The organism is Comamonas sp. AG1104, from assembly GCF_003350425.1.
Taxonomy (GTDB): domain Bacteria; phylum Pseudomonadota; class Gammaproteobacteria; order Burkholderiales; family Burkholderiaceae_C; genus Comamonas; species Comamonas testosteroni.
The window spans coordinates 157,773-183,216 of record NZ_QQAS01000004.1 but is presented as its reverse complement, the minus strand read 5'-3'; the positions used below and the strand labels follow the sequence as shown (position 1 = coordinate 183,216).

The window sequence follows — 25,444 nt, the reverse complement described above, 5'->3', positions numbered from 1 at the left end:
CATGAACCCAAGCCCATTTCGTCTCAGCATTGTGTCGGGCGCGCCGCTGCTGGCGGCGGCCGTGCTGATGCTGGGCGGGTGCTCTCCGTCTCAGGACGCGGCCTCCGTGGTCACACCGGCTGCAGCCCAGACCAAGCCTCAGAGCCAGGTGGCGGTTGCGCGGGGCAAGATCGACGTCGAAGGCGGTCTGCTCGATCTTTCGTCGACCGCATCGGGCGTGGTGCAGCAATTGCTGGTCAAGGAAGGTCAGAGCGTACAGAAAGGCCAACTGGTGCTGCGTCTCGCCGACGATGCGGCGCGCGCCGATCTGGCGGTGGCGGAGTCCGAGCTGCAGCTGGCACAGACCAAGCTCAAGACGCGCCAGGATCGCCTGCCCGCGCTCAAGGTCACGCTGACGCGCTGGCAGGCCGCAGCCAAACAGGGTGCGGCGGACCTGCAGAGCGTGGACGAAGCCGTGCAGGCCCTGCGTGATGCGCAGTCCGAAGTGGATATTGCGGCAGCGGAAGTCACGGTCGCCAAGCGCAAGGCCGAGCAGCTGCGGGCCCTGCTGCAGCGCCACGAGCTGCGTGCGCCCGAGGCCGGCGTCGTGGTGCGCCTGCTGGCCCAGGGCGGCAGCATGCTGCAAAGCGGCAGCCCCGTGGCGGTGCTGTTGCCAAAGCGCCCTCTGATCGTGCGGGCCGAAGTCAACGAAAGCTATGTGACGGCGATTCGCGAAGGCATGAAAGCCCAGGTGGCCGCTGACGCAGACGGCAGTGCTGCCCGGCAGGAGTTTCCCGCAGCGACCGTGCTGCGCATCAGCCCCGTCTACGGCACGGCCCGGCTGCAGGACGACGCGCAGCGTGGCCCGGTAAGAGTTGTGGAATGCGTGCTGGCGTTTGACCAGCCGCCCGCCAATGTCAAGGTCGGTCAGAACGTGAGGGTCAGCTTCCATGAATAAGCGCATTCAGATTTTTCCGTCGTCTGCAGGTACAGCTTCGGCCGGCTGGATGGTGCAAAGCGATTTCGACGGCACCATCAGCTTGCTGGACGTGACCGATACCCTGCTCAACCGCTTTGGCAAGCCGGGCTGGCAGGAGCTGGAAGACGCCTGGGAGCGTGGCGAGATCGGCTCGCGCGAATGCATGAAGGGGCAGGTAGCCCTGCTGGACATGAGCGAGGCCGAACTGCAGAACCATCTGGACGGCATAGAGATCGACGAGCACTTTGCCGGCTTCGTGGCCGAGGCCAGGTTGCATGGCATCAAGGTGCAGGTCGTCAGCGACGGTATTGACTATGCGATTCGCCATGTGCTTGCACGCCACGGCCTCGGGGATCTGGAAGTCATCGCCAATCATCTGGTGCAGACGGGAGAGCGTAGCTGGCGACTGGATTCGCCCTGGGCCAGCAATCGCTGCGCACGGGCCAGCGGCAACTGCAAGTGCGAGCGCCTGGCCGAGCAGCAGGCTGTGCAAGGACGGGTGCTCTATATCGGCGACAGCACGTCGGACTTCTGCGTTTCCGGCAAGGCGGATTTCGTGCTGGCCAAGTACAAGCTCATCGACTATTGCGAGAGCCAGGGGATTGCCCATGCGCGCTTCGAGCATTTTGCGCAGGCCACCCAGCTGCTGGAACAGGTCCTGCTCGGCATGGAGCAGACTGCATGAATGCCGCCGATGGATTGGGGCTGCTGCAGCAGCCGGATTTGCAGCAGCTGTGCGTGACGCCGCATGAGTTCGTCATGCCCGGCGAGGGCCTCAATGCCCGCACGGGCGTGCTGCTGATTCATGGCCTGACCGGCACACCGGCCGAGATGCGCCTGCTCGCCAAAGGTCTGAACAAACAGGGCTTCACGGTCTACGGGGTGCAGCTGGCAGGACATTGCGGCAGCATGGAAGACCTGGTGGCTGCCCGCTGGACGGACTGGCTGGCAAGTGTGGAGTCGGGTCTGCAGCGCTTTTCGCTGCATGTGGACCATGTGGTGGTCGGCGGTCTGTCCATGGGGGCGCTGCTGTCGCTGGCTGTGGCCGAGCGCCATCCCGACAAGGTGGCCGGCGTATGCGCGCTGTCCACCACCTTCCGCTATGACGGCTGGAGCATTCCGGCCTATACCAAGCTGGCGTTCCTGCTGCCGCTGTTCCGCCTGCTGGGCATCGGCCGCAACAGTGTCTTCATGGAGGCGCCGCCCTACGGCATCAAGGACGAGGCCTTGCGCGCGCGCGTGGTCGAGCAGATGAACAGCGGCGACAGCTCTGCCGCAGGCCTGCCCGGCAATCCCTGGTGGAGCGTCATCGAGCTGCGTGCCCTGTCCGCGAATGTGCAGGCCAGACTGGCGCAGCTGCGCTCGCCCTGTCTGGTCATGCATGCCCGGGAAGACGACATTTCCTCGGTCAGCAATGCCCACGATATCCAGCGCGGCGCGGTCAACGCCCATGTCGACCTGGTGCTGCTGGACAATTGCTATCACATGATCACCATCGACCGCGAACGCCGCACCGTGATTGCCAAGCTCAACGAATTCATCGCGCGGATTGCCAGCTCGGCGGCGCCTGCCAGGGGTGCGAATGGGTAGTGATCTCTCGCCCCTGGTGGTGACGCTGTGGATACTCAATGTGCTGGTGGACAGTGGCGGACAGCTGGCTTTCAAGGCAGCGGCCAGTGAGCCCGGGCATCGCAATGGCACGGAGCGCTGGCGCTTCATGCTGGCCAGGCCCTGGCTGTGGGTGGGCATTGCCTGCTATGTGGCCGAGTTCCTGGTCTGGCTGGCGTTTCTGTCGCTGGTGCCGCTGTCGGACGGTGTGCTGCTGGGCTCCATCAACATCGTCGCCATCATGATTCTGGGCCGGGTGCTGTTTCGCGAAAAGCTCGCGCCCATGCGCGTGGCCGGCATCGTGCTGGTGTCCATAGGCGTGGCCATCGTTGGATTGCACTGAGGGCCGTCGGCTATGAAGCGTTTTTACATTGTCGGCTTTCTGGTACTCATGGCCTTTGACACGCTGGCACAGCTCAGCTTCAAGCAGGCCGGTGATTCAGCATTGCCGCTGGAGTTCTCGACCGGCTGGCTGCTGCGCGTGTTCAGCCAGCCCTGGATCTATGGTGCCTTCGTGGGCTACATCGGGGCCTTCTTCACCTGGATGAGCCTGCTCAAGCACGCTCCCATCGGCCCGGCCTTTGCAGCCTCGCATCTGGAGATCATCTCGGTGCTGGCGATCTCGTACTGGCTGTTCAACGAGCCCATTGGCTGGCCGCAGATCATTGGCTGTCTGTTCATCGTGGCCGGCATCATGTGCCTGGCCGTGAGCGAGAAGCCAGAGGCAGAGCAGGCCGCCTGAGATGCGCCAGCCCACCGTGCCGCCAACGGCCGGCCTGCCACTGCAGCTCGGCGATCTCTGGCCCTTGGGTGGAGGCAGCCTGGCAGCGCAGCTGGCCGCATGGCTGGGAGTGGATGCGGTGCAGCTCGAATGCTCGGGCACCTCGGCCCTGATGGTGGCATTGCGAAGCCTCAAGACCCTCAGTCCGGAGCGCAGCGAGGTCGTTGCACCGGCCTATACCTGCCCGCTGGTGGCGCTGGCGATTGCGCAGTGCGGGCTTCAATTGCGCCTGTGCGATCTGCGCGCCGATGCGCTGGACATGGACCCGGTCTGCCTGCAGCGCCTGTGCAGCGAGCGCACGCTGGCCGTGCTGCCCACGCATCTGTGTGGGCGTGTGGCAGATGTGGATGCCGCTCTGCAATGCGCGCGTTCCGTGGGCGCGTATGTGATCGAGGACGCGGCCCAGGCGCTGGGAGCGCGCAGCGGCGCAGCTTCGGTGGGCCTCAAGGGCGACATCGGCTTTTTCAGCCTGGCCGTCGGCAAGGGGCTGAGCACTTTTGAAGGCGGCGTGCTGATGGCGCGTGAGCCTTCCATGCGTGCTGCGCTGCGCGCCGCTGGCGCCGCCACGCGCTTCAGTCCGTGGTGGGAGCTGCGCCGCAGCATCGAGCTGCTGGGCTACGCCATGCTCTACCGGCCCTGCGGCCTGCGCATGGCCTATGGCAAGCCGCTGGAGAAATCACTGTCCCGCGGTGATTGGGTAGAGGCGGCAGGCGATGACTTCGACGATCTCATTGCCCAGCACCGTCTGGGGCGCTGGCGCCAGAGCGTGGGTGCCAAGGCGTTGCGGCGGCTGGCGGCATTTCAGCAGCAGACCTCCAAGCAGGCTGGCCTGCGTATCGCGCAATTGCAGGCCAGCGGGCTGGAAGTCGTGCAGGATGCCGTGCCCGGGGCGCAGGGCGTGTGGCCGGTGATACTGCTGCGCATGCCCAGCCAGCAGGCCAGGGATGCCGTGCTGCGCGCGCACTGGGGCGGTGGCTGGGGTCTGTCCCTGCCCTTTGTCCATGTGCTGCCCGACTATGGCCGCTACGACCATGTGCTGGGTGCTGCGCGGGGCGACACGGTTGGCCAGGCGCGTGACTGGGCGCAGCGCCTGCTGGCCATCAGCAACAGCCCGTGGTTGGATGACGCGCGGTTTGCCCAACTGGCGGGCCACCTCCAGTCCGCAGTTCAGTGTGCCTGATAGTTATCAAAAAGATAGCTTGTTACGCTTTATATAAAACGATTTCAGGCCTTATTGATGCTGAAATCGATGACAGTCAAGCGGTGGATGCTTTGATTTTTGCGGCGCCTGCCATGGCCGGTGCGCTCAGGCCCAGGGCTGCCTCCCGGCTTTTGAGTGCTCCTTCGCGCTGGTGCACATAGTCGCGCGTCAGCGGCACGGCGTCCTGCCTGCGCGCCAGCTGAACCTGGAAGATGGCAATGTCCTGATAGCGGAACGCGGTTTCCGACATGGACAGATAGAACTCCCACATGCGGCAAAAGCGCTCGTCATACAGGGCTGCGGCTTCGGCGCGGCGTGCCATGAAGCGCTCGCGCCACAGGCGTAGGGTCTGGGCATAGTGCAGGCGCAGCACCTCGATATCGCAGATCACCAGCCCCGCACGCTCTATGGCCGGCGTGAACTCCGACATCGACGGAATATGACCGCCGGGAAAGATGTAGCGCTCTATCCAGGGATTGTTGAAGTCGGGCACATCGCTGTTGCCGATGAAGTGCAGCAGCATCACGCCGTCCTCGCTGAGCAGCTCGTGGCATTTGCGGAAGAAGGCGTCGTGGAAACTCGTGCCCACATGCTCGAACATGCCGACTGAGACGATGCGTTCGAAGGGACCCTGGGTATCGCGGTAGTCTTCCAGCCGGTACTCCAGCCGCTCGCCTTGGATGGACTGCGAGGCTCTGGACTGCGCGCCGGCCAGTTGCTCTGTGGACAGCGTGATGCCGGTGACATGACCGGCGCCGGCCACCTCGGCCAGATAGCGCGAGAGACCGCCCCAGCCGCAGCCGATATCGAGCACGCGCTGGCCCGGCTCGATCAGCAGCTTGGCGGCGATATGACGCTTCTTGGCCAGCTGTGCCGTTTCCAGGTCTTCGTTGCCCTGCTCGAAATAGGCGCAGGAGTACTGGCGCTCGCTGTCGAGAAACAGCTGATAGAGCCGGTCGTCCAGATCGTAGTGATGCGCCACATTGGCACGCGATTTGCCGCGCAGATTGTTCTGCAGCAAGGGCCGCAGCTTCATGCGCCAGGCATCGAGCATGCGCACCGTGGCGCTGACGGGCACATGCCTGGCGCCGCGCAGCACCAGCTCCAGCACGTCGTAGACCGTGCCTTGCTCGACCAGCAGGCGCTGTTGCATGAACAGCTCGCCAAAGTTGAGGTCGGGGTCGCGCAGCAGCGCAAGTACGGCGCGTCTGTCGGCAAAGCGCAGGCGCGCCTGAGGCTGGCCGCCGTCGCCGAATATCAGCGCCTTTCCTGAAGGGGTGATGACTTCGAGCCGTCCCGTTGTGACCAAAGGTGCAAATGCCTGTTGCAGCAATTTTTCGGTCAACCGATCCAGCATGTCAGCTCCTTGAAGCGAAGTGTTGAAAAGTGGTCGGTGAAATCGCTCTAACTCGTGCTGCTGAGCGCTATGCGCTGGATCAGCCGCTGGTTCAATGCATGTTGCCCGGCCTGCCAGCCGGCCAGCGTAGCGGCGTCAATCTGTGTGTCCTGGCCGTCGCTCGCGCTCATCAGTCGTTTCCACCAGGTGCCATAGTGCCATGACGACACGTCGCCCGTGATGTCGCTGCCCGTGATCTGTTCGCGCAGCGCATCGATCAGTTGCACGGCCTGCTCTTCCAGCATCCGGCCCTGGTCCCAGTTGGTGCGCACGACTTCGGCGGCGAACACATCCTTGTCTATGCTCAGATACGTGTCCTGCGGCCAGTCATGCAGATGGCTGGACAGCGCCTGTACCAGCTCGGCGATATCGGAAAAGCTGCGAAACGCCTTGCCAGCGCCCACGCGCCTGGCCCAGCCGGTGTCCACGCCGCAGCTCCAGTAGGTGAGCTTGCCGGCGCGCAGCGGCCGCAAATAGTTTTCCCAGGCGTGGCCCGAGCCTATGTCCTGCGAGGTAATGCCTGCCACATGGACCTGCGATACGGCCGGGTGCATGGCTACGCGCCGCACCCAGGAGCCGCAGTGCACGCCCCAGGGAAAGCGCATATTGTCGGGGTGGTTGTCCAGCACCACCACGCGCAGCGGATGCTTGGCGCTGAAGCCCTTGTCGGCAATGCAGCGCTCGATCAGCGGCCAGCTCAGATGGTGAAAGTCGCCGCTGCCCAAGAGCACGGTGCCGCGCTGCGCGGGCAGCTGCTCCTGCATGGCCTGGCTGAAGCGCCTGAAGCTGCGCAGGCTGCAGCCAAAGCGCACCAGCTCCTGCCAATCTGCGAGCGGCAAGCGCTTTTCCCGGGCCAGCGGGCCAACCGATCCGTCGACATCCAGCACCACAGGTGTTTGTTGCATCATGGCTTGTCGCCCCACTGGCTATCGCTTTCAAACAGACCGGAAAAGCGCCGCCCCAACGCGCGCAGCACGGGGTTGCGGATGAAGACCAGATGTTGCGTCATGGTGAAGCTGGCGCCCAGCTGGGCCTTGACTTCCGGATCGGTCCAGCCCGCCACATAGTGGGACAGACCCCGCTCCAGTGCGTATTCGAGATTGATCATCCAGCTCACGAAATAGAGATTGGCCTCGCGCGCTGCCGGGTAGGACAGGCCTATGTATTTGTCGATCAGCCTGCCGTCATGCTCGAAGCACAGATTCCAGCCCAGCAGAGCATCGCTTTGCGCGTCACGATATTCGAACACGATGCCGCCATTGTCCGCATCGCGCAGCAAGTCGGCAAAGAAGCCGCGCGTGAGCTTGTCGAAGTGAATGTCGCTTTGCGCGTACACCGCATCAAACAGCGCATAGTAGGCATCCACCTGGGCATCAGCGGCAAAGGCTGCGCCGGTAGGGATACGCTGGACGGAGAGCTGTTCGCGGCTTTTGAGCTTGCGCTTGAGGCTGCTGCGGCGGTTTTTGGACAGGCCGGCCAGATACTCGTTTGCACTGGCAAAGCTGATGGGCACATAGGCCAGGGCCTGGCCTTCGAGGGCAATGAACCCCTGCTCCGAAAGCGCGTCAGCCAACTCCTGCGCAAAGCAGTTGTCTTCCTCGCTTAGCAAGGGCGAGGCCTGGGGCAAATCCTTGACGATGGTGAGCAGGGTGCGCCCGGCCATGGCGCGCAGTTGCCGGGCCAGCGTCGCGGCATCCACGGCGCGCGGCAGCGGCGCATATTCGCTGACGGTGGTGCCGATGAAGTCCGTGGTCAGCCTGAGCCTGGCGCTCAGCCAGCGGCCGCCCGGCCACGACAAAAGACGCGCCTTGAGCGCGTCATCTGCGGTGGTCAGCAAATCGAAGGGGGCGGTGAATGCTGGCGTCGGCCAGTCCTTGAGCAAGGCAAAGCCTTCTGGAGGATGGTTGGTGAACTGCTGCAGCAAGCCACTGGGTTCGAGCTGGTTGCGGAAATTTTCCGTCGCCATTTCGCCTTTTGTAGTCGGTTTTGATGGCGCCTGAGTGTGTCTGCAGCGCAGAAAACTGGCACCACCCAAGCAAGAGACAGCGAGCAAGACCTGGGCGGCCCCCGCCGCCGCACAGCGAGGCTGTCGTCCCCCTCCCGAAGAGAGAGAGGGGGAAGCGGCGGGGCCGCCTAGGCAAAGCCGCTCAGGGGGTTACGCCTTCTTAGCCTTGGTCAGCAGCTGATCCAGCAGCACCATGGCTTCGTCGATCTCGCTGCGCGAAATCATCAGCGAAGGCGCGAAGGTGATCACGTTCTTGTAGTAGCCGCCCACGTCCAGCACCAGGCCGCGTTTCTGGCCCTGGTATTCCAGACCGCCTTCGAGGCCGATATCCACCATCTTGTCCAGCAGCGCCTTGTTGGGCGTGAAGCCGTCTTCGGTGCAGATTTCGGCACGCAGCGCCAGGCCCAGGCCGTCCACATCGCCGATTTCCTTGTGGCGCTTTTGCAGCTCCTTGAGGCCTTCGAGGAAGTAGGCACCCGATTCGCGCACCTGACGGCCGAAGTCCATCTCGTGGGTCATCTTCATGACTTCCAGGCCCAGGGCCGTACCCAGCGGATTGGAGGCAAAGGTGGAATGGGTGGAGCCGGGCGGGAACACCGTGGGGTTGATCAGCTCTTCGCGAGCCCACAGGCCGGACAGCGCATTCAGGCCATTGGTCAGGGCCTTGGCAAACACCAGCACATCGGGCTGGATGCCGAAGTTTTCCACCGACCACAGCTTGCCGGTACGCCAGAAGCCCATCTGGATTTCATCGACCACCAGCAGTACGCCGTGGTCGTCCAGCACCTTCTTCAGGCCGGTAAAGAAGTTGGCAGGCGGGATCACGTAACCGCCGGTGCCCTGAATGGGCTCGATGTAGAAGGCTGCGTATTCGCACTGGTTGGTCTTGGGGTCCCAGACCGCGTGGTATTCGTTTTCGAACTTGCGACGGAAGTCGGCCACGATGGATTCCGCGTACTCCTCTGCCGTCATGCCCTTGGGGCGGCGGAAGGGGTAGGGGAAGGGGATGAACTGCGCGCGGTCGCTGAAGTGGCCGAAGCGGCGGCGATAGCGGTAGCTGGAGGTGATGGACGATGCACCCAGCGTACGGCCGTGGTAGCCGCCTTCGAACGCGAACATCAGGCTCTTGCCGCCGCTGGCGTTACGCACGACCTTCAGCGAGTCCTCGATGGCTTGCGCGCCGCCCACGTTGAAGTGCACGCGGCCGTCGTGGCCCCATTTGCTCTTGGCGTCTTCGGCAATGAACTTGGCCAGTTCGATCTTGGTGGGATGCAGATACTGGCTGGCCACCTGGGGCAGCTCCTGCAGCTGCTCGATCATCTTGGCTTCAAGACGCTTGTTCTTGTAGCCGAAGTTGACGGCCGAATACCACATCTGCAGATCGAGGTAGGACGTGCCTGCGTCGTCGTACATGTAGCTGCCTTCGCAGCCTGTGAAGATCTTCGGAGGATTAACGTAGTGGACGGTGTCGCCAAACGAGCAGTATTTGGCTTCGTCAGCCAGCAATTGGGCAGTATTGATCACAGCAGAAAGCGCTCCGCAAAAATGAATTCGGTCAACGGTATGCGGCAGCAGTGTGCGTTTGCAATATTTCCGGGCTGTCGAGCATTTGTGTGGGAATTGTGGAGAGCTCTGTGTCGGGCGATTTCCAGCGCCGCAGACGGCGGCAACAGGTGTCCGGGCGCGCGCTGCTGCCAGCAGCAGCTTGCCCGGTCCTGTTCAAGGTCCGGGGCGCGGCTTGCTGCAGGTCTTTGAGGCGGCGTCCAGACCGCTGCCGAACCCGGGCCAATCAGCCCAGTGCCACCACGCGCAGCACCTCGGCACCGTAGGCATCGAGCTTCTTGGTGCCCATGCCGCTCACGCCCTGCAGCTCCTGCAGGCTCTGGGGATTGAGTTCGGCAATCGATGCCAGCGTGGCGTCGTGGAAGATCACATAGGCCGGCAGATTGTGAGATTTGGCCACTTCGGCGCGCCAGGCCTTGAGGTTGATGAAGCGCACCTGTGCGTCGGGACCCAGATTGACCGCCGCCGCATTGGCCGCGGACTTCTTGCTCTGCTTCTTGCTGCGTGAAGCGGCCACGGCCTCGCGCAGCTGCACCTGCACCTCGCCCTTGAGCACGGCACGCGAGCCCGCGGCCAGACACAAGGTGTCAAATACATGGCCGCTGTTCTCGCTCACCACCTTGTGCAGGCCCAGGGCCCCCGTGGCCAGCAACTGGCGCATCACGGCGCGCAGCTGCGGCTCCGAGTAGTCCTTGCCGATGCCGAAGGTGGACACCTTGTCATGGCCGTACTGCGTGACCTTGTCCGTCTCCTTGCCGCGCAGCACGTCCATGATGTGGCCTGCTCCATAGGTCAGGCCGCTGGCCTCGTGCACGCGGAAGATGGTGGACAGCAGCTTGCGTGCCGCATCCGTGCCATCCCACAGTGCCGGTGGTTCCAGGCAGTTGTCGCAGTTGCCGCAATGGGTGCGGGCAACGGCCTGCAGTGGCTTGCCATCCAGGCTCGGCTCCTGTCCATACTGCTCGCCAAAATAGGCCAGCAGCCGCACACGGCGGCAGTCCGTGGCCTCGGCCAGACCGAGCAGGGCATCGAGCTTGCCTCGCATCACCTGCTTGAACTGTTCCTCGGCCGGGCTTTCGTCGATCATGCGGCGCTGGTTGACCACGTCGCTGAGACCGTAGGCCATCCAGGCATCGGCGGGCAGGCCGTCGCGGCCCGCACGGCCGGTTTCCTGGTAGTAGCCCTCGATGTTCTTGGGCATGTCCACATGGGCCACAAAGCGCACATCGGGCTTGTTGATGCCCATGCCGAAGGCAATCGTGGCGCACATCACCACGCCTTCTTCGCGCAGAAAACGGTCCTGATGGTTCTGGCGCATTTCCTGGGGCAGGCCGGCGTGGTAGGGCAGGGCATTGATGCCGTTTTGCACCAGTGTCTGGGCCAGCTCCTCGACACGCTTGCGCGACTGGCAATAGACCACGCCGGCCTCGCCCTCGTGCTCGCGTTCGATAAAGCGCAGCAACTGGTTGCTGACGTCCTTTTTCTCGGCGATCTTGTAGCGGATGTTCGGGCGGTCGAAACTGCTGATGAAGTGCTGGGCCGCTTCCAGCTGCAGGCGCTCGATGATGTCGGCGCGCGTCAGCGCATCGGCAGTGGCCGTCAGCGCAATGCGCGGCACCTCGGCATAGCGCTGGTGCAGCACGCTCAGCGCGCGGTATTCGGGGCGGAAGTCGTGTCCCCACTGGCTCACGCAATGCGCTTCGTCGATGGCGAACAGCGACAGCTTGCCCTGGGCATGCAGATCGTCGAGCAGGCCCAGAAAACGTGGCGTGTTCAGCCGCTCGGGAGCGGCGTAGAGCAGGGTGATGTCGCCGCTTTGCAGGCGCAGCTCCACCTCCTGCGTCTCGTCGTAGCTGAGGGTGGAGTTCAGATAGGCGGCGCTGATGCCGGCCTCATGCAGTGCGCCGACCTGGTCGTGCATGAGCGCGATCAGCGGCGAGACCACGATCGTCACGCCGTGGCCGAGCTGCTGGCGCGCAATGGCCGGAACCTGGTAACACAGCGATTTGCCGCCGCCTGTGGGCATGAGCACCAGCGCATCGCCGCCGTTGATGACATGCGAGACGATGGCCTGCTGGGGGCCACGGAATTGCTCGTAGCCAAAAACGGCTTGCAGAATGGATTGCGCGGAAGACACCGGATACTCTTGAATCGATAGCTGGTAGCGCTTGCTGGGTATGGGGGAGAAGTCAATTTGACTTCGGTTGCAAGCATCGGGACTGGCCCTATTGTGCGCCGCGACCCGGCGCGCTGCCCGGGCCGGGTTATGCGCAATCAGCCAGCCTGCCCAATGGTGGATGGCGAAAAATGCGCATCCAGCTCGTAGAGGTCGGCGGGATAGGTCAGGCGCACAAAGGTGATGGGCAGCTGCCCGGTCCAGGTGCGGCGGTCGATCACCAGGCAGGGAAAGCCGGGCTTGATCTCCAGCAGGCCGGCGGTTTCCTCGCTGGCCGCCTCGGCGCGAATGCGGTGTTCGGCCGAGCTCCAGGGCACATGGTTGACCATCCAGGAGCTGGGGCTGTGTTCGGTGAACGGCTCGTGCTCGGCGTCCGGCACGGATTCGAGATTGATCAGACGGTCTTCGATGCAGAACGGACGCGATCCCGCCATGTGCAGGCACAGCACATGGACGATGGAGGCCGGCCGGGCCATGCGCATGGCTTCCATGTCCTCGCGCGTGCTGCGCCGTTGCGTGCGTCCGAGCAGCCTGCTCGAATACTCCTGTCCCATGCCCAGCACCACCTGGCGCAGATCGGGAATCTCCAGCACGGCAGAGCTGGTTTGCGGGCGCGTCACAAAGCTTCCTGCCTTGCGCTTGCGCACCAGCAGACCTGCTTCTGCCAGCTTGTTGAGCACCTTGCTCACGGTCATGCGCGAGCATTGGTAATGGACGGTCAGCTCCATCTCCGACGGGATGCGATAGCCGGGCGGCCAGCGGCCACTGAGAATGTTCTGTTCAATCTCGGTGAGAATTTTCCCGTGCAGCGACATGGAAGAGTGTTTGTCCATGCAGTGGATTACACCAGTAAATCCGGCCGGGTGCCGCTGCGCCTTCTAAGCGTTCAATACGGAGCGCGCGATGATGGTGCGCTGAATCTCGGAAGAGCCTTCGTAGATGCGCAGGATGCGGGCGTCGCGCACATAGCGCTCCAGGGGCATTTCACGGGTATAGCCGTAGCCGCCATGGATCTGCAGCGCCTCGTCGGTCACGAAGCTCACCATCTCCGAGGCGAACAGCTTGGCCATGGCCGACTGCTGGGTGAAGGGCTGGCCCTGCTGGCGCAGTGCCAGGGCCTGCATGGTCAGCGCCCAGGCGGCTTCCAGGCGCAGCTTCATGTCGGCCAGCTTGAACTGTATGCCCTGCTTGCTGGCGATCGGTTCGCCGCCCACCAGACGCTGGTTGGCCCAGTCGGCTGCCGCCTTGAGGGCGGCCTCGGCGATGCCCAGAGAGGTCGCCGCCACGTCCAGGCGGCTGTTGTCCAGCACTTTCATGGCGGTCTTGAAGCCGGAGCCTTCGGCGCCGAGGCGGTTGGCAGCCGGGACACGCACGCTGTCCAGCGAAACCTCAAAGGCATGGCCGCCGCGGATGCCCATGAGCTTTTCGGGCGATGAAATCTGTATGCCGGGCAGGTCGCGCGGCACGATGAAGGCGCTGACCCCGCGTGCTGCAGCCTCCGCATCCGTCTTGGCGAACACCACCATGAAGCGGGCTTCTGCCGCATTCGAGATGAAGTGCTTGACGCCCGTGATCAGATAGTCGTCGCCGTCGCGCACGGCCCGGGTACGCATGTCTGCAGGGTGGGAGCCGCCACGCGGCTCGGTCAGCGCGAAGGCCGCCAGCCATTCCCCGCTGGCGCAGCGCGGCAGCCATTGTTCGCGCTGCGCCTCGTCACCGCCGATGAGAACGGCATCCGTGCCCAGATAGTGAGCACCGATCATGGACGAGGTCGCGGCGCAGGCGCGCGAGATGGCGACCAGCGATATCAGCATGGCGGTGGGGGTGACGCCCGGCCCGCCAAAGCGTTCCGGCAGATTCATGCCCATCACGCCCAGCGCGGACAGGCCGGGCACATGGCGCGTGGCGGAAAAGGCTTCCTCGTCCATGGCCTGGGCCACGGGGGCCAGGGTTTCCTCGGCAAAGCGTGCTACGGCATCGGCAACGGCCTGATCTTCTTCGGTCGCGCCCAGACGAATCAATGACATGGCGGTCTCTCCTTGTTTTCTTGCTATCAAAATCAACCCAAGGCGCCTGCTTCGCGCAAGGCGGCAATGGCGTCCGTGCTGCGGCCCAGCCAGCTTTGCAGCAGCAGCTCCGTGTGTTCGCCCAGGGCCGGCGCGCGTTGCGCACGATTGGGCAGAGCGCCGTTGAAATGCACGGGCTGTGTCGGCAGCTGCAGTCCCGGAAGGCGTTCGTCCTCGACCTCGCAGAGCAGGCCGCGCGAGCGGATCTGCTCGGAGTTCAGGGCCTGCTCGATATTCCAGATGGGGGCTGCGGGAACGCCTGCGCTCTCCAGCCGCGCGACCACATCGGCCACGTCGTGCTGCGTGCTCCAGCCCTCCAGCGCGGCGCGCAAGGCGGGCTCGTTGGCCGAGCGGGTTTCGTCGCTGGCAAAACGCGGGTCGCTGGCCAGCTCTGGCAGGTCCATCGCGGCCGCAGTGGCGTCGAACAGCTTCTTGTTGAGCACGGCCAGGGCGTAATGACCGTCACGTGCCCTGTAGACGCCAAACGGCGCCGAGAGCGGATGCCGGTTGCCCACACGCCGGGCAGGCAGGCCGGTGAACAGATAGCGCGACATCGATGTGGCCAGAAAGCTCAGCGTGGTGTCGAACATGGCGACATCGACATGCTGGCCGTCTCCGGTTCTCTGCGCCTGCAGCAGGGCCGCCAGTGTCGCCCAGGAGGCAAACAGGCCGGCAACCACATCGCTGACTGCTTCACCGACCAGCGTGGGTGCTCCCTGAGGCTCGCCCGTGGCTTCCATCAGGCCGCTCATGGCCTGAACAATGATGTCGTAGGCCGGGCGGTGGGCCAGCGGGCCGGTCTGGCCGAAGCCCGAGACACTGACATACACCAGCCGGGGATTGAGGGCGCGCAGCGTTTCGGGGCCGATGCCCAGGCGCTCGGCCACGCCGGGCCTGAAGTTCTCGACCACCACGTCGACCTGCCGGGCCAGCTCATGCACCACGGCGACCGCCTCCGCATGCTTGAGGTCCAGCACCAGGCTTTGCTTGTTGCGATTCATGACCGTGAACAAGGCGCTTTGCCCGTTCTTCATGGGGCCGATGGCGCGGTAGTCGTCGCCCTGGGGCGGCTCCACCTTCACGACTTGCGCGCCCAGATCGGCCAGCAAGGCCGTGGACATGGGGCCCGCCAGAACCCGGGTGAAGTCCAGGATGCGGATGCCGTCCAGCGGACGGGAGGCAGATTTTTCGGTGGATTCAGGCATGAGGTTCCCGCTGTTGATCTGAAGCGATGTCTGCATGCTGCCCAAAACATGAATCAATGGAAAATATTCATTTCCCATTCACTGGATTCAAAAAATTGATTCAGATAAATCTGCGCCAGCTCGAATATTTTGTCGCCGCCGCACGCCACGGCAGCACGGCCAAGGCGGCGCTGGCCATCAATGTTTCACAGCCCTCCATCTCCAAGGCGATTGCCGACCTCGAGGCCCAATGGGGCGAGAAGCTGTTTGTGCGCAAACATGCCGTCGGGCTGGACCTGACCGCGGCAGGGCTGGCCAGAAGCCGGGAGGCCCTGAGCCTTCTGGAGGCCGCGCAACTGCTTCAGGAGCCACGCAAGCAGGTGGTTTCCGGCACGCTGAGGCTGGGCTTTCTGAGCACGCTGGGCGCGCTGTGGATTCCGCAGCTGCTCACCCAGATGCAAAAGCGCCACCCCTCCATCGACATCGAGCTGATCGAAGGGGACATCGCCTCGCTGACGCGGCAAGTGGAGCGAGGGGAGATCCATGCCGCACTGCAATATGACCTGGGTCTGGCTCGCCCTTTGCTGACCATGCACCCGGTTGCCGCGTTGCCGCCCTATGCCTTGTTGCCCGCCAGGCACGCCCTGTCTGCGGCGCCCAGCGTGAGCCTGGCGGAGCTGGCCCAGTCGCCGTTGCTGCTGATCAACCTGCCGCAGAGCCGAGAGTACTTTCTCTCGCTGTTTCGCGAGGCAGGCGTGGTTCCCACGGTGAACTATGAACTGGCGTCGATAGAGCTGGTGCGTTCCATGGTCGCCAACGGACATGGCGTCAGCGTTCTGACCACGCGGCCGGTGGTCGACCGAACCCACGACGGCAAGCGGCTGATCTGCAAAAGAATCAAGGGTCGCGTCGCCAAGCAGGCCGTGGTGCTGTCGGTGCCCAGGAGCAATGCCTCGGCGCTGATTGCACCATTTCTGACCGTGGCAAAAAGCGTGATTGCACCCGACTAGCGCAACGCGGGTGCTGTTTTGGTGCGCTCCCCGGGAGCCGGCGGAGGCGGCCCGTGGACGGGCGAGTTGGCACATAGCTTGCTCTTGTGGATTGTTGATGCATGTCTATACAGCTGTGAAATCCGGTAACTATGGCGCTCGGGTAAGCCTGTATATACATGTTCAATCAGCAACCGCAAACTTCGCTGTCTGCACTGTCGTGCAAGGCTTGAAGTCCGCATCAACAACCGAACTGCTCTGGCATCGACCGAGGAGAGTCCCATGAAATCGACACGTCGCGTTCCCATCTGGCAACTGGCATTAGCCGCAACCGTTCTGGCGTCTGCTGCACAACATGCAGCGGCTCAGGAGACCAAGATCGTCCTGGGCATGTCGGGATGGACAGGCTTCGCGCCACTGACGCTTGCGGACAAGGCCGGGATCTTCAAGAAGAACGGCCTCAATGTCGAAATCAAGATGATTCCCCAGAAGGACCGGCATCTGGCGCTGGCCTCGGGTGCCGTGCAATGTGCCGCCACCACCGTGGAGACGCATGTCGCCTGGAACACCAATGGTGTGCCGATCGTGCAGATCTTCCAGATGGACAAGTCCTATGGCGCGGACGGTATTGCCGTGCGCAACGACGTCAAGAACTTTGCCGATCTGAAAGGCAAGACCGTCGCCGTCAGCGCGCCGGGTACGGCTCCCTACTTCGGTCTGGCCTGGATGCTGAACAAGAACGGCATGACCATGAAGGACATCAAGACCGTGTCGCTGGAGCCCCAGCCTGCGGCGCAGGCCTTTGTCTCCGGACAGAACGATGCGGCCATGACCTATGAGCCCTATCTGTCCACCGTGCGCGCCAACCCCAGCGCCGGCAAAATTCTGGCCACCACCATCGACTACCCGATGGTGATGGACACCGTGGGCTGCGATCCCAAGTGGCTCAAGGCCAACACGGCTGCCGCCAAGGCGCTGACCCAGTCCTACTTCGATGCGATCGCCATGATCAATTCCGACAAGGAAAAGAGCTACGAAATCATGGGCGCGGCCGTCAAGCAAAGCGGCGAGCAGTTCGGCAAGTCGGCAGCCTTTCTGAAATGGTCGGACAAGGAGGCCAATCAGAAGTTCTTTGCCAGCGACCTGCTGCCGTTCATGAAGGAGTCTGCCGCCATCCTCAAGGAGGCTGGCGTGATTCGCAGCATTCCTGAGAACTACGGCGTCATGTACGACGCCAGCTTCATCAAGTAAGCGCAAAGAGGTTGCACATGGAAGCGATATCACCTTCTATCAAGTCTGCATCGCCCGCATCGGTTCAGGTGGCATCGCCTTCCGTGAGGCCGGCTCGCCGGCGCTACATGGCTCCTCTGGAGCCTGTCAGCCCCAAGGCCAAGTGGCTGCTCGGCACGGGCTTCTTCGTGCTGTTCCTGCTGGTCTGGTCGGCCGTCACCTTTGGCGGACTGGTCTCGCCGACCTTTCTCGCCAGCCCGCTGACGATGCTGCGCGAAGGCATTCTGCTGTTCACGGAGTTCGACTTTCACCATGACATCGGCATGACCGTATGGCGTGTCATGGGAGGCTTCATCCTGGCCAGCATCGTGGCCGTTCCGCTGGGCATTGCCATGGGGGCCTGGAAGCCTGTGGAGGCGTTTTTCGAGCCCTTTGTCTCGTTCTGCCGCTACCTGCCTGCCTCGGCATTCATTCCGCTGCTGATTCTCTGGGCCGGCGTGGGCGAAGCCCAGAAGCTGCTGGTCATCTTCATCGGCTCGGTGTTCCAGATCACCCTCATGGTGGCCGTGACCGTGGGCGGTGCGCGCAAGGATCTGGTGGAGGCCGCCTACACACTGGGCGCCAGCAATACCGGCATCGTCAAGCGGGTGCTGATTCCCGGTGCCGCTCCGGGCATCGCGGAAACCCTGCGCCTGGTTCTGGGCTGGGCCTGGACCTATGTGATCGTTGCCGAGCTGATCGGCTCGTCCTCGGGCATCGGGCACATGATCACCGACAGCCAGGCGCTGCTCAATACCGGACAGATCATCTTCGGCATCATCATCATCGGGCTCATCGGTCTGGTGTCGGATTTCATCTTCAAAACCGTCAACCGTCGCATGTTCGAATGGAGTTCCCTGTGATGAACCAGCTGTCCATTCAAGGCGTTTCGCGCACCTTCACCAGCCACAAAGGCGTCAGCACCCAGGCGCTGCTGCCGGTGGATTTCGAGGTCCGGGAGAACGATTTCGTGACCATTCTCGGGCCCTCGGGCTGCGGAAAATCGACGATGCTGCGCATTGTTGCGGGTCTGGATTTCCCGACGACGGGGCAGGTGTTGCTGGACGGGAAGCTGGTGCAGGAGCCCGGCGCCGACCGCGGCATGGTGTTTCAAAGCTACACCTTGTTCCCCTGGCTGACCGTGGCGCAGAACATCCGCTTCGGACTGCGCGAGAAAGGCGTGAGCGAAGCCGTCCAGAAAGAGCGCAGCGACTACTTCATTGCCAAGGTGGGCCTGCGCGGGTTTGAGAATCACTACCCCAAGCAGCTGTCGGGCGGCATGCAGCAACGCACGGCGATCGCGCGTGCGCTGGCCAACGATCCCAAGATCCTGCTCATGGACGAGCCCTTCGGTGCTCTGGACAACCAGACCCGGGTTCTGATGCAGGAATTGCTGCTGGGCATCTGGGAGGCCGAGCGCAAGACGGTGATGTTCGTGACCCACGATATCGATGAAGCCATCTTCATGGCCAATCGCGTGGCCGTGTTCAGCGCGCGTCCTGGCCGCATCAAGGCGGACATCCCGGTCCATCTGCCGCACCCGCGCCACTACACCGTCAAGACCTCGCCCGAGTTCATGGAGCTCAAGGCCCGGTTGACGGAAGAGATTCGCGCCGAGTCACTGGCTGCGGCAGCTCACTGAGGCCTGCATCATGAATGTCCGAGACCCTGCCCAGCGCAAAACGGCTCCTGCAGCCCAGATGCCGCTCGCGCTGTACCAGCAGGTCAAGGACCATGTACTGCGCAAGATCGGCGACGGCTCGCTGGCGGCCGGTGCGCGCGTACCTTCCGAGCAGGAGCTGGTCAATGAGTTCGGCGTGGCGCGCATGACGGTGAACCGAGCGCTGCGCGAGCTGGCAGAGCAGGGCGTGATCGTGCGTGTGGCGGGGGTGGGCTCCTTCGTGGCCGAAGAAAAGCCGCAGTCGACCCTGCTGCGCATTGCCAATATTGGTGAAGAGATCACCCAGCGCGGCCACGATCATCGCTTCGAGCTGCTCGATATGCGCCGCGAGTCCGCCTCGCCCGAAGTCGCTGCAGCGCTGGATCTCGCGGTCGGCGCCTCGGTCTTTCACCTGCACGGCGTGCACTTCGAAAACGAGCTGCCGGTCCAGATCGAAGACCGCTACGTGAACCCCCGCCTGGTCCCTGACTTCATGGACCAGGACTTCTCTGCCGTGCAGCCCTCGGTCTATCTGGTGCGCAATGTGCAGTACGACCAGATCGAACATGTGGTCGATGCGATCTTGCCGACCGCCGAACAGGCCCGGCTGCTGCAGATGGCTCTTGACCAGCCTTGCCTGATGCTCACGCGCCGTACCTGGCTGCGCGGCGTTCCGATCACCTGGGTGCATTGCGTGCATCCAGGCATGCGCTACCGACTCGGTAGCCGTTTCCGAACCGATTCAGTGCACGGCGGCTGATCCGGCCAGGCCCTTGAATCCTCAGTACGTTTTTGTTTCTCTTGACTGTATAGACAGGTATAGCCATGAACACCACCACCACCCAAGAGCTCTCGAACTTCGAACTGGAACTGCATCCCGGCGAGCTCACGCTGGCTCAGCTGCGCCGCATTCAGGACGGCGGCGTGCAGCTCAGCATGGCGCAGGCTGCCTATGACGCAATGCGCAAGGCCGAGGCACATGTGCAGCACATCGTCGATGAAGACCAGGTGGTCTACGGCATCAACACCGGTTTCGGCAAACTGGCTTCGACCAAGATCGCGCATGAGCGTCTGGCAGAGCTGCAGCGCAACCTGGTGCTTTCACACAGCGTGGGCACGGGTGATCCGTTGCCGGACCATGTGGTGCGTCTGGTGCTGGCCACCAAGGCCGTGAGTCTGGCCCGCGGGCATTCGGGAGCCCGCACGGCACTGGTGGACGCGCTGCTGGCGCTGGCCAATGCCGATGTCCTGCCTGTGATTCCTTCCAAAGGTTCGGTGGGGGCTTCGGGCGACCTGGCGCCGCTGTCGCACCTGGCCTGTGTGCTGATCGGCGAGGGGCAGGCCAAGGTGGGCGGCAAGATCGTCTGCGGCCGTGAAGCCATGAAACACATCGGCCTGGAGCCCTTTGTGCTGGGCCCCAAGGAGGGGTTGGCGCTGCTCAATGGAACCCAGGTCTCCACCTCGCTGGCGCTGGCAGGCCTGTTCCAGGCCGAAAGCGTGCTGGCCGCAGGCCTGGTGGCCGGTTGCCTGACGCTGGAAGCCATACAGGGCTCCATCAAGCCCTTCGATGCGCGCATCCACGAGGCCAGAGGCCAGCAGGGGCAGATTGCCGTGGCTGCTGCCGTTCGTTCCCTGCTGGACGGCAGCGCCATCGATCCCTCGCATCCCAATTGCGGTCGCGTGCAGGATCCCTACTCCATCCGCTGCGTGCCACAGGTCATGGGCGCCTGCCTGGACAACCTCAGCCATGCTGCGCGCGTGCTGGTCATAGAAGCCAATGCAGCCTCGGACAATCCGCTGGTGTTTGACAACGGCGACGTGATTTCGGGCGGAAACTTCCATGCCGAACCCGTGGCCTTTGCGGCCGACATCCTGGCACTGGCGATCGCTGAAATCGGCGCCATCTCGGAGCGTCGCATGGCCTTGCTGCTGGACACAGGACTGTCGCGCCTGCCGGCCTTCCTGATTGAAGACAGCGGCGTCAACTCGGGCTTCATGATTGCCCAGGTCACGGCGGCCGCACTGGCGGCCGAAAACCAGTGCCTGGCGCACCCGAGCAGCGTGACCAGCCTGCCCACCTCGGCCAACCAGGAAGACCATGTCTCCATGGCCACCTATGGCGCGCGTCGCCTGGCCGACATGGCCAGGAACACTGCGGTGATCGTGGGCGTGGAGGCCATGGCCGCAGTCCAGGGCATGGACTTCGATCGCCGACTCAAGAGCTCGCCGCTGATCGAGGAGCAGTACGCGCTGATCCGCAGTCAGGTGCCTTACCTGGACAAGGACCGCTACCTGGCGCCCGATATCGAAATCATGCGTCTGTGGGCGCTGGAAACCGCCTGGCCCGAGGTGTTGCAGAGCATTCTGCCGAGCAGCGCGGCCTGAGCCAGCGCCATGTCGTCACGCCGCAAGCATCGGGCAGTAGCGGTTCTCGCTGCGGCGGGGCGGCATTCCGGCAGCGCTTGCCGGGGCGGAGGGTCAGAAGCTGCCCGCGAACTGGTAGCGCGAAGCCGGGTGCCACAGAGCCGAAACCGAGGCCACCTGGCCCTGGGAGCGTGTTCTGCGGCGCAGCACCAGGCAGGGCTCGGAGGTTTCCATGCGCAGCAGATCCGCGACCTCGGCCGTGGGCATGCTCGCTTCGATGGAGAAATTCACGCCCTGCAGCGGAGCCACGCGCACCAGATAGGCATTCGGCGTCTGGCTTGCAAAGTCCTGGCTCAGATAGTCGGGAGCCACAGCCGGGTTCACATAGCGGTCTTCGACCTGGATGGGGACATCGTTTTCGAAGTGCACGACCACGGAGTGAAACAGATGGGGGGCGGCGTTCAGCTCGAACTGGCGCAGCAGGGCGGTGTCGACCTTGCAGCGCTCGAGCCGCTGCAGCTCCCCCCGATGGCGGTGGCCGCGGGCCGCGATCTCGTCGGCGATATTGCGCAGCTCCACCAGGGTGGCCTGGTACTTCTGCTGGGCCACGAAAGTGCCCGAGCCCTGGACACGCGTCAGCGTCTTTTCGTCGCTGAGCTCGCGCAGCGCGCGGTTGACGGTCATGCGCGCCACATTGAACTGCTTGACCAGCGCGGCCTCGCTGGGAATGGCCTGGCCTTCCTGCCATACGCCACTGTGGATCTGCTGCAGCACATGGTCTTTGATGCGCTGGAACGCAGGTACGGCGGCGGTGGTATCGGTTCGCGACATAGGGTTTGTTTGGATTAGAAAAGCTGTCTAGATGATTGACGTTGGCAGGAGTAAATCACAAAATTCGTATAGACAACTTTATGGAAATTACTGAAAGTTGTTCGGACATATAAGAGACATCCAGAGGGATTGACGGAGCAATTTCATGAGTATTGATACAGCAACGCTGGGTTCCTCTGGCGCCATCGAAAGCAGAACCATCGACATGGTTCCGGAGAGCGAGCGCCACGGCACGCCCTCCAGCCAGTTCACCCTCTGGTTCGGTGCCAACATGCAGATCACGGCGGTGGTCGACGGCGCTCTGGCCGTGGTGTTCGGTGCCGAAGCCATGACCGCCATCATCGGCCTGCTGATCGGCAACATTCTCGGCGGCATCGTCATGGCGCTGCACTCGGCCCAGGGGCCGCGCCTGGGTCTGCCCCAGATGATCTCCAGCCGCGTGCAGTTCGGCGTCAAGGGCGCGGCCCTGCCGCTGGTGCTGGTGATCCTGATGTATGTGGGCTTCGCCGCCACGGGCACCGTGCTCTCGGGCCAGGCCATCAATCTGATGTTCGGCTTTCACAGCCCAGCGGCCGGCATCATCATCTTCGGCGCGCTCACGGCCCTGGTCGCCGTGGTGGGCTACCGGCTCATCCATGTGGTGGGGCGCATCTCCACCGTGGTCGGCATTCTGGGCTTTGGCTATCTGGCCTGGCAGCTGTGCCACCAGTTCGATGTGGTCTCGGCGTTCGGCCAGAAGCCTTTCACCTGGGCCAGCTTTCTCACGGCCATGGCCCTGTCGGCAGGCTGGCAGATGACGTTTGCCCCCTATGTGGCCGATTATTCGCGCTATCTGCCCACCAGGACCTCGACGGCTGCCACCTTCTGGACCACCTTCAGCGGCAGCGTCATCAGCTCGCAGCTGGCCATGACCTTCGGCGTGCTGGTGGCAGCCCTGGGCGCCAACTTCATCAAGAACCAGGTCGGCTTCATGGGCCAGCTGGCCGGCCCGCTGGCCGTGGTGATCTACCTGGTCATCGTCACCGGCAAGCTCACCGTGAACTGCCTCAATGCCTATGGCGGCTTCATGACCGTGCTGACAACGGTCAGCGCCTTCAACCGGAAAACGCAGTTCACCGCGACATCGCGCCTGCTCTACATCCTGGGCTTTGTGCTGGTGACGGTGCTGGTGGCCCTGCTGGCCAGCTCCAACTTTCTGGCCACCTTCAAGAACTTCGTGCTGCTGCTGCTCACCGTGTTCGTTCCCTGGAGCGCCGTCAATCTGGTGGACTACTACCTGGTCTCCAAGGAAAAAGTGGACATCCCGGCGCTCTACGACAGCCAGGGCCGCTATGGCGCCTACAACTGGACGGCTCTGTCCTGCTATGTGATGGGCGTTGCGGTGCAGATTCCCTTCATCAACCAGGCCATGTATGTGGGCCCGCTGGCCAAGGCCATGAACGGGGCCGACATCTCGTGGATCGTGAGCCTGATCGTCACCTCGCTCGTCTACTACCCGCTGGCCAGGAAAAGCATGAACGTGCCCAGCCAGATGATTTACCCCAGCCAGGTTCAAGCTGCGCCCACGGACGCAGGCAAGAGCTTTGCCGCTACCACTTACGCCGTGCAAGCCGGCTGAATCCTCCCACCCATTCTTGAAGGATACGACCATGAACGCCAACGACGCCATCATCAGCGCGGCCAAGCAAGACCCCCGCTACGACGCCAGCCGAGAAATCCGCGCCCCCCGCGGCAGCGAGCTGCACTGCAAGAACTGGCTCGCCGAAGCGGCCTATCGCATGATCCAGAACAACCTGGACCCGGATGTGGCCGAGAACCCCAAGGCCCTGGTCGTCTACGGCGGCATCGGCCGCGCGGCCCGCAACTGGGAGTGCTATGACGAGATCCTGGCCCAGCTCAAGAAGCTCGAAGCCGACGAATCGCTGCTGATCCAGTCGGGCAAGCCTGTGGGCGTGTTCAAGACCCACCCCGATGCACCGCGCGTGCTGCTGGCCAACTCCAACCTGGTGCCCAAGTGGGCCAACTGGGAGAAGTTCAACGAGCTCGACCAGAAGGGCCTGTTCATGTACGGCCAGATGACGGCCGGCAGCTGGATCTACATCGGTGCCCAGGGCATCGTGCAGGGCACCTTCGAGACCTTTGTCGAGGCCGGTCGCCAGCACTACAACAACGACCTGACCGGCAAGTGGATTCTCACGGCCGGCCTGGGCGGCATGGGTGGTGCCCAGCCACTGGCCGGCGTGCTGGCCGGCGCCTGCGTGCTGGCTATCGAATGCAAGCAGTCCAGTATCGACTTCCGCCTGCGCACCCGCTATGTGGACAAGCAGGCCAAGGACATCGACGACGCGCTGGCCCTGATCAAGCATCACACCGAAAAGGGCGAGGCCGTCTCCATCGCCCTGCTGGGCAATGCGGCCGAAGTCCTGCCCGAGCTGGTCAGGCGTGCCAAGGCCGGCGGCATCCGTCCCGACATCGTGACCGACCAGACCTCCGCCCACGACCTGATCAACGGCTACCTGCCCGTGGGCTGGACCGTGGAGCAATGGAACGCCGCTGCGGCCGACCCCGGCCAGCACCCCACGCTCAAGAAGGCCGCCGCCCAGGGCTGCGCCCAGCATGTGCAGGCCATGCTGGACTTCCAGGCCATGGGCATCCCCACGGTGGACTATGGCAACAACATCCGCCAGGTGGCCCTGGACGAAGGCGTGAAGAACGCCTTCGACTTCCCCGGCTTTGTGCCCGCCTATATCCGTCCGCTGTTCTGCGAAGGCAAGGGCCCGTTCCGCTGGGTGGCGCTGTCCGGCGACCCTGAGGACATCTACAAGACCGACGCCAAGATCAAGGAGCTGTTCCCCGAGAACAAGCACACCCACCGCTGGCTGGACATGGCCAAGGAGCGCATCGCCTTCCAGGGCCTGCCATCGCGCATCTGCTGGCTGGGTCTGGGCGAGCGTCACAAGGCGGCCCTGGCCTTCAATGAAATGGTCAAGAACGGCGAACTCAAGGCGCCCATCGTGATCGGCCGTGACCACCTGGACTGCGGCTCGGTGGCCAGCCCCAACCGCGAGACCGAAGCCATGAAGGACGGCACCGACGCCGTCTCCGACTGGCCGCTGCTCAACGCCCTGCTCAACACTGCGGGCGGCGCCACCTGGGTCAGCCTGCACCACGGCGGTGGCGTGGGCATGGGTTACTCGCAACATGCCGGCGTTGTGATCGTGGCCGATGGCACGGACGAGGCTGCGGCCCGCCTGAACCGGGTGCTCTGGAACGATCCCGCCACCGGCGTGATGCGCCATGCCGATGCAGGCTACGAGATTGCCGTGGAAGCGTCCAAGCGCCATGGCTTGAATCTGCCGATGGTGAAGTAACGTCGTCCCCCCTGAGCGGCTG

Annotated in this window: 23 protein-coding genes; 14 read left to right on the top strand and 9 right to left on the bottom strand. The window is 63.6% G+C overall.

Features of this window, described 5'->3' with window-relative positions:
• Position 1 precedes the first annotated feature (1 nt).
• Genes DFO48_RS12705 through DFO48_RS12680 form a run of 6 tightly spaced genes read left to right on the top strand, consistent with a single transcriptional unit; the run spans position 2 to position 4,527 of the window.
• The gene (locus DFO48_RS12705; protein ID WP_114863624.1) at positions 2 to 937 is read left to right on the top strand and encodes an HlyD family secretion protein; all 936 of its coding nucleotides are present in this window, start codon (positions 2 to 4) and stop codon (positions 935 to 937) included.
• Complete coding sequence (locus DFO48_RS12700; RefSeq protein WP_114863623.1) at positions 930 to 1,643, top strand: MtnX-like HAD-IB family phosphatase; 714 nt, start codon at positions 930 to 932, stop codon at positions 1,641 to 1,643. The genes DFO48_RS12705 and DFO48_RS12700 overlap by 8 nt, the downstream gene beginning before the upstream one ends.
• The gene (locus tag DFO48_RS12695; RefSeq protein WP_114863622.1) at positions 1,640 to 2,548 is read left to right on the top strand and encodes a carboxylesterase; all 909 of its coding nucleotides are present in this window, start codon (positions 1,640 to 1,642) and stop codon (positions 2,546 to 2,548) included. The genes DFO48_RS12700 and DFO48_RS12695 overlap by 4 nt, the downstream gene beginning before the upstream one ends.
• The gene (locus tag DFO48_RS12690) at positions 2,541 to 2,909 is read left to right on the top strand and encodes an EamA family transporter (protein WP_003071857.1); all 369 of its coding nucleotides are present in this window, start codon (positions 2,541 to 2,543) and stop codon (positions 2,907 to 2,909) included. The genes DFO48_RS12695 and DFO48_RS12690 overlap by 8 nt, the downstream gene beginning before the upstream one ends.
• Before the next feature lie 12 nt (positions 2,910 to 2,921).
• On the top strand, positions 2,922 to 3,308 hold the full coding sequence (locus DFO48_RS12685) for a multidrug efflux SMR transporter (protein WP_003069549.1): 387 nt from the start codon (positions 2,922 to 2,924) through the stop codon (positions 3,306 to 3,308).
• Position 3,309: 1 nt separating this feature from the next.
• Complete coding sequence (locus DFO48_RS12680; protein WP_114863621.1) at positions 3,310 to 4,527, top strand: DegT/DnrJ/EryC1/StrS family aminotransferase; 1,218 nt, start codon at positions 3,310 to 3,312, stop codon at positions 4,525 to 4,527.
• A 76-nt stretch (positions 4,528 to 4,603) separates the two neighbouring features.
• Here the strand turns inward: DFO48_RS12680 and DFO48_RS12675 are convergent, their stop codons facing one another.
• From DFO48_RS12675 to DFO48_RS12640, 8 genes are all read right to left on the bottom strand, one after another.
• Complete coding sequence (locus DFO48_RS12675) at positions 4,604 to 5,905, bottom strand: cyclopropane-fatty-acyl-phospholipid synthase family protein (protein WP_114863620.1); 1,302 nt, start codon at positions 5,903 to 5,905, stop codon at positions 4,604 to 4,606.
• Between the two features lie 47 nt (positions 5,906 to 5,952).
• The gene (locus DFO48_RS12670; protein WP_114863619.1) at positions 5,953 to 6,852 is read right to left on the bottom strand and encodes an arginase family protein; all 900 of its coding nucleotides are present in this window, start codon (positions 6,850 to 6,852) and stop codon (positions 5,953 to 5,955) included.
• Positions 6,849 to 7,910: a GNAT family N-acetyltransferase gene (locus tag DFO48_RS12665; protein WP_114863618.1), complete on the bottom strand. Its 1,062-nt coding sequence runs from the start codon at positions 7,908 to 7,910 to the stop codon at positions 6,849 to 6,851. The genes DFO48_RS12670 and DFO48_RS12665 overlap by 4 nt, the downstream gene beginning before the upstream one ends.
• A gap of 189 nt (positions 7,911 to 8,099) precedes the next feature.
• Positions 8,100 to 9,473, bottom strand: coding sequence for an aspartate aminotransferase family protein (locus tag DFO48_RS12660; RefSeq protein WP_003069536.1), 1,374 nt, complete (start codon positions 9,471 to 9,473; stop codon positions 8,100 to 8,102).
• A gap of 265 nt (positions 9,474 to 9,738) precedes the next feature.
• Entirely contained in the window at positions 9,739 to 11,649 is a 1,911-nt protein-coding gene (gene recQ, locus DFO48_RS12655) for a DNA helicase RecQ (protein ID WP_003071851.1), read from the bottom strand.
• Between the two features lie 137 nt (positions 11,650 to 11,786).
• Entirely contained in the window at positions 11,787 to 12,521 is a 735-nt protein-coding gene (gene hutC / locus DFO48_RS12650) for a histidine utilization repressor (RefSeq protein WP_223305653.1), read from the bottom strand.
• A 45-nt stretch (positions 12,522 to 12,566) separates the two neighbouring features.
• On the bottom strand, positions 12,567 to 13,715 hold the full coding sequence (locus DFO48_RS12645; RefSeq protein ID WP_114863617.1) for an acyl-CoA dehydrogenase family protein: 1,149 nt from the start codon (positions 13,713 to 13,715) through the stop codon (positions 12,567 to 12,569).
• A gap of 32 nt (positions 13,716 to 13,747) precedes the next feature.
• Complete coding sequence (locus DFO48_RS12640) at positions 13,748 to 15,037, bottom strand: CoA transferase (RefSeq protein ID WP_199406994.1); 1,290 nt, start codon at positions 15,035 to 15,037, stop codon at positions 13,748 to 13,750.
• On the opposite strand from DFO48_RS12640, the gene DFO48_RS12635 reads away from it, so the two are divergent.
• The 6 genes from DFO48_RS12635 to hutH all read left to right on the top strand — a co-directional run bounded on the left by DFO48_RS12635 (position 15,016) and on the right by hutH (position 21,241).
• Positions 15,016 to 15,948 (top strand): LysR substrate-binding domain-containing protein, encoded by a 933-nt coding sequence (locus DFO48_RS12635; protein ID WP_114863616.1) that lies wholly within the window; start codon positions 15,016 to 15,018, stop codon positions 15,946 to 15,948. The two genes, DFO48_RS12640 and DFO48_RS12635, sit on opposite strands and share 22 nt — an antisense overlap.
• A gap of 261 nt (positions 15,949 to 16,209) precedes the next feature.
• Positions 16,210 to 17,178 (top strand): ABC transporter substrate-binding protein, encoded by a 969-nt coding sequence (locus DFO48_RS12630; RefSeq protein ID WP_003059705.1) that lies wholly within the window; start codon positions 16,210 to 16,212, stop codon positions 17,176 to 17,178.
• A gap of 17 nt (positions 17,179 to 17,195) precedes the next feature.
• A complete protein-coding gene (locus tag DFO48_RS12625) occupies positions 17,196 to 18,059 on the top strand; it encodes an ABC transporter permease (RefSeq protein WP_199406993.1) in 864 nt (287 codons plus the stop codon).
• Positions 18,059 to 18,838 (top strand): ABC transporter ATP-binding protein, encoded by a 780-nt coding sequence (locus DFO48_RS12620; RefSeq protein ID WP_034375140.1) that lies wholly within the window; start codon positions 18,059 to 18,061, stop codon positions 18,836 to 18,838. The genes DFO48_RS12625 and DFO48_RS12620 overlap by 1 nt, the downstream gene beginning before the upstream one ends.
• A 10-nt stretch (positions 18,839 to 18,848) precedes the next feature.
• Positions 18,849 to 19,616 carry a histidine utilization repressor gene (gene hutC, locus DFO48_RS12615; protein WP_003069519.1) on the top strand — a complete coding sequence of 256 codons (768 nt, stop codon included), beginning with the start codon at positions 18,849 to 18,851 and terminating at the stop codon, positions 19,614 to 19,616.
• A 65-nt stretch (positions 19,617 to 19,681) separates the two neighbouring features.
• A complete protein-coding gene (gene hutH, locus DFO48_RS12610) occupies positions 19,682 to 21,241 on the top strand; it encodes a histidine ammonia-lyase (protein WP_114863614.1) in 1,560 nt (519 codons plus the stop codon).
• A gap of 93 nt (positions 21,242 to 21,334) precedes the next feature.
• On the opposite strand, the gene hutC (DFO48_RS12605) is transcribed toward hutH, so the two are convergent.
• Positions 21,335 to 22,051 carry a histidine utilization repressor gene (hutC, locus tag DFO48_RS12605; protein WP_003071838.1) on the bottom strand — a complete coding sequence of 239 codons (717 nt, stop codon included), beginning with the start codon at positions 22,049 to 22,051 and terminating at the stop codon, positions 21,335 to 21,337.
• Positions 22,052 to 22,196: 145 nt separating this feature from the next.
• Here hutC (DFO48_RS12605) and DFO48_RS12600 point away from each other — a divergent pair, with 145 nt between their 5' ends.
• A complete protein-coding gene (locus tag DFO48_RS12600; protein WP_114863613.1) occupies positions 22,197 to 23,669 on the top strand; it encodes a cytosine permease in 1,473 nt (490 codons plus the stop codon).
• A gap of 31 nt (positions 23,670 to 23,700) precedes the next feature.
• Positions 23,701 to 25,422 carry a urocanate hydratase gene (hutU, locus tag DFO48_RS12595; RefSeq protein WP_003071835.1) on the top strand — a complete coding sequence of 574 codons (1,722 nt, stop codon included), beginning with the start codon at positions 23,701 to 23,703 and terminating at the stop codon, positions 25,420 to 25,422.
• Positions 25,423 to 25,444: the final 22 nt, after the last annotated feature.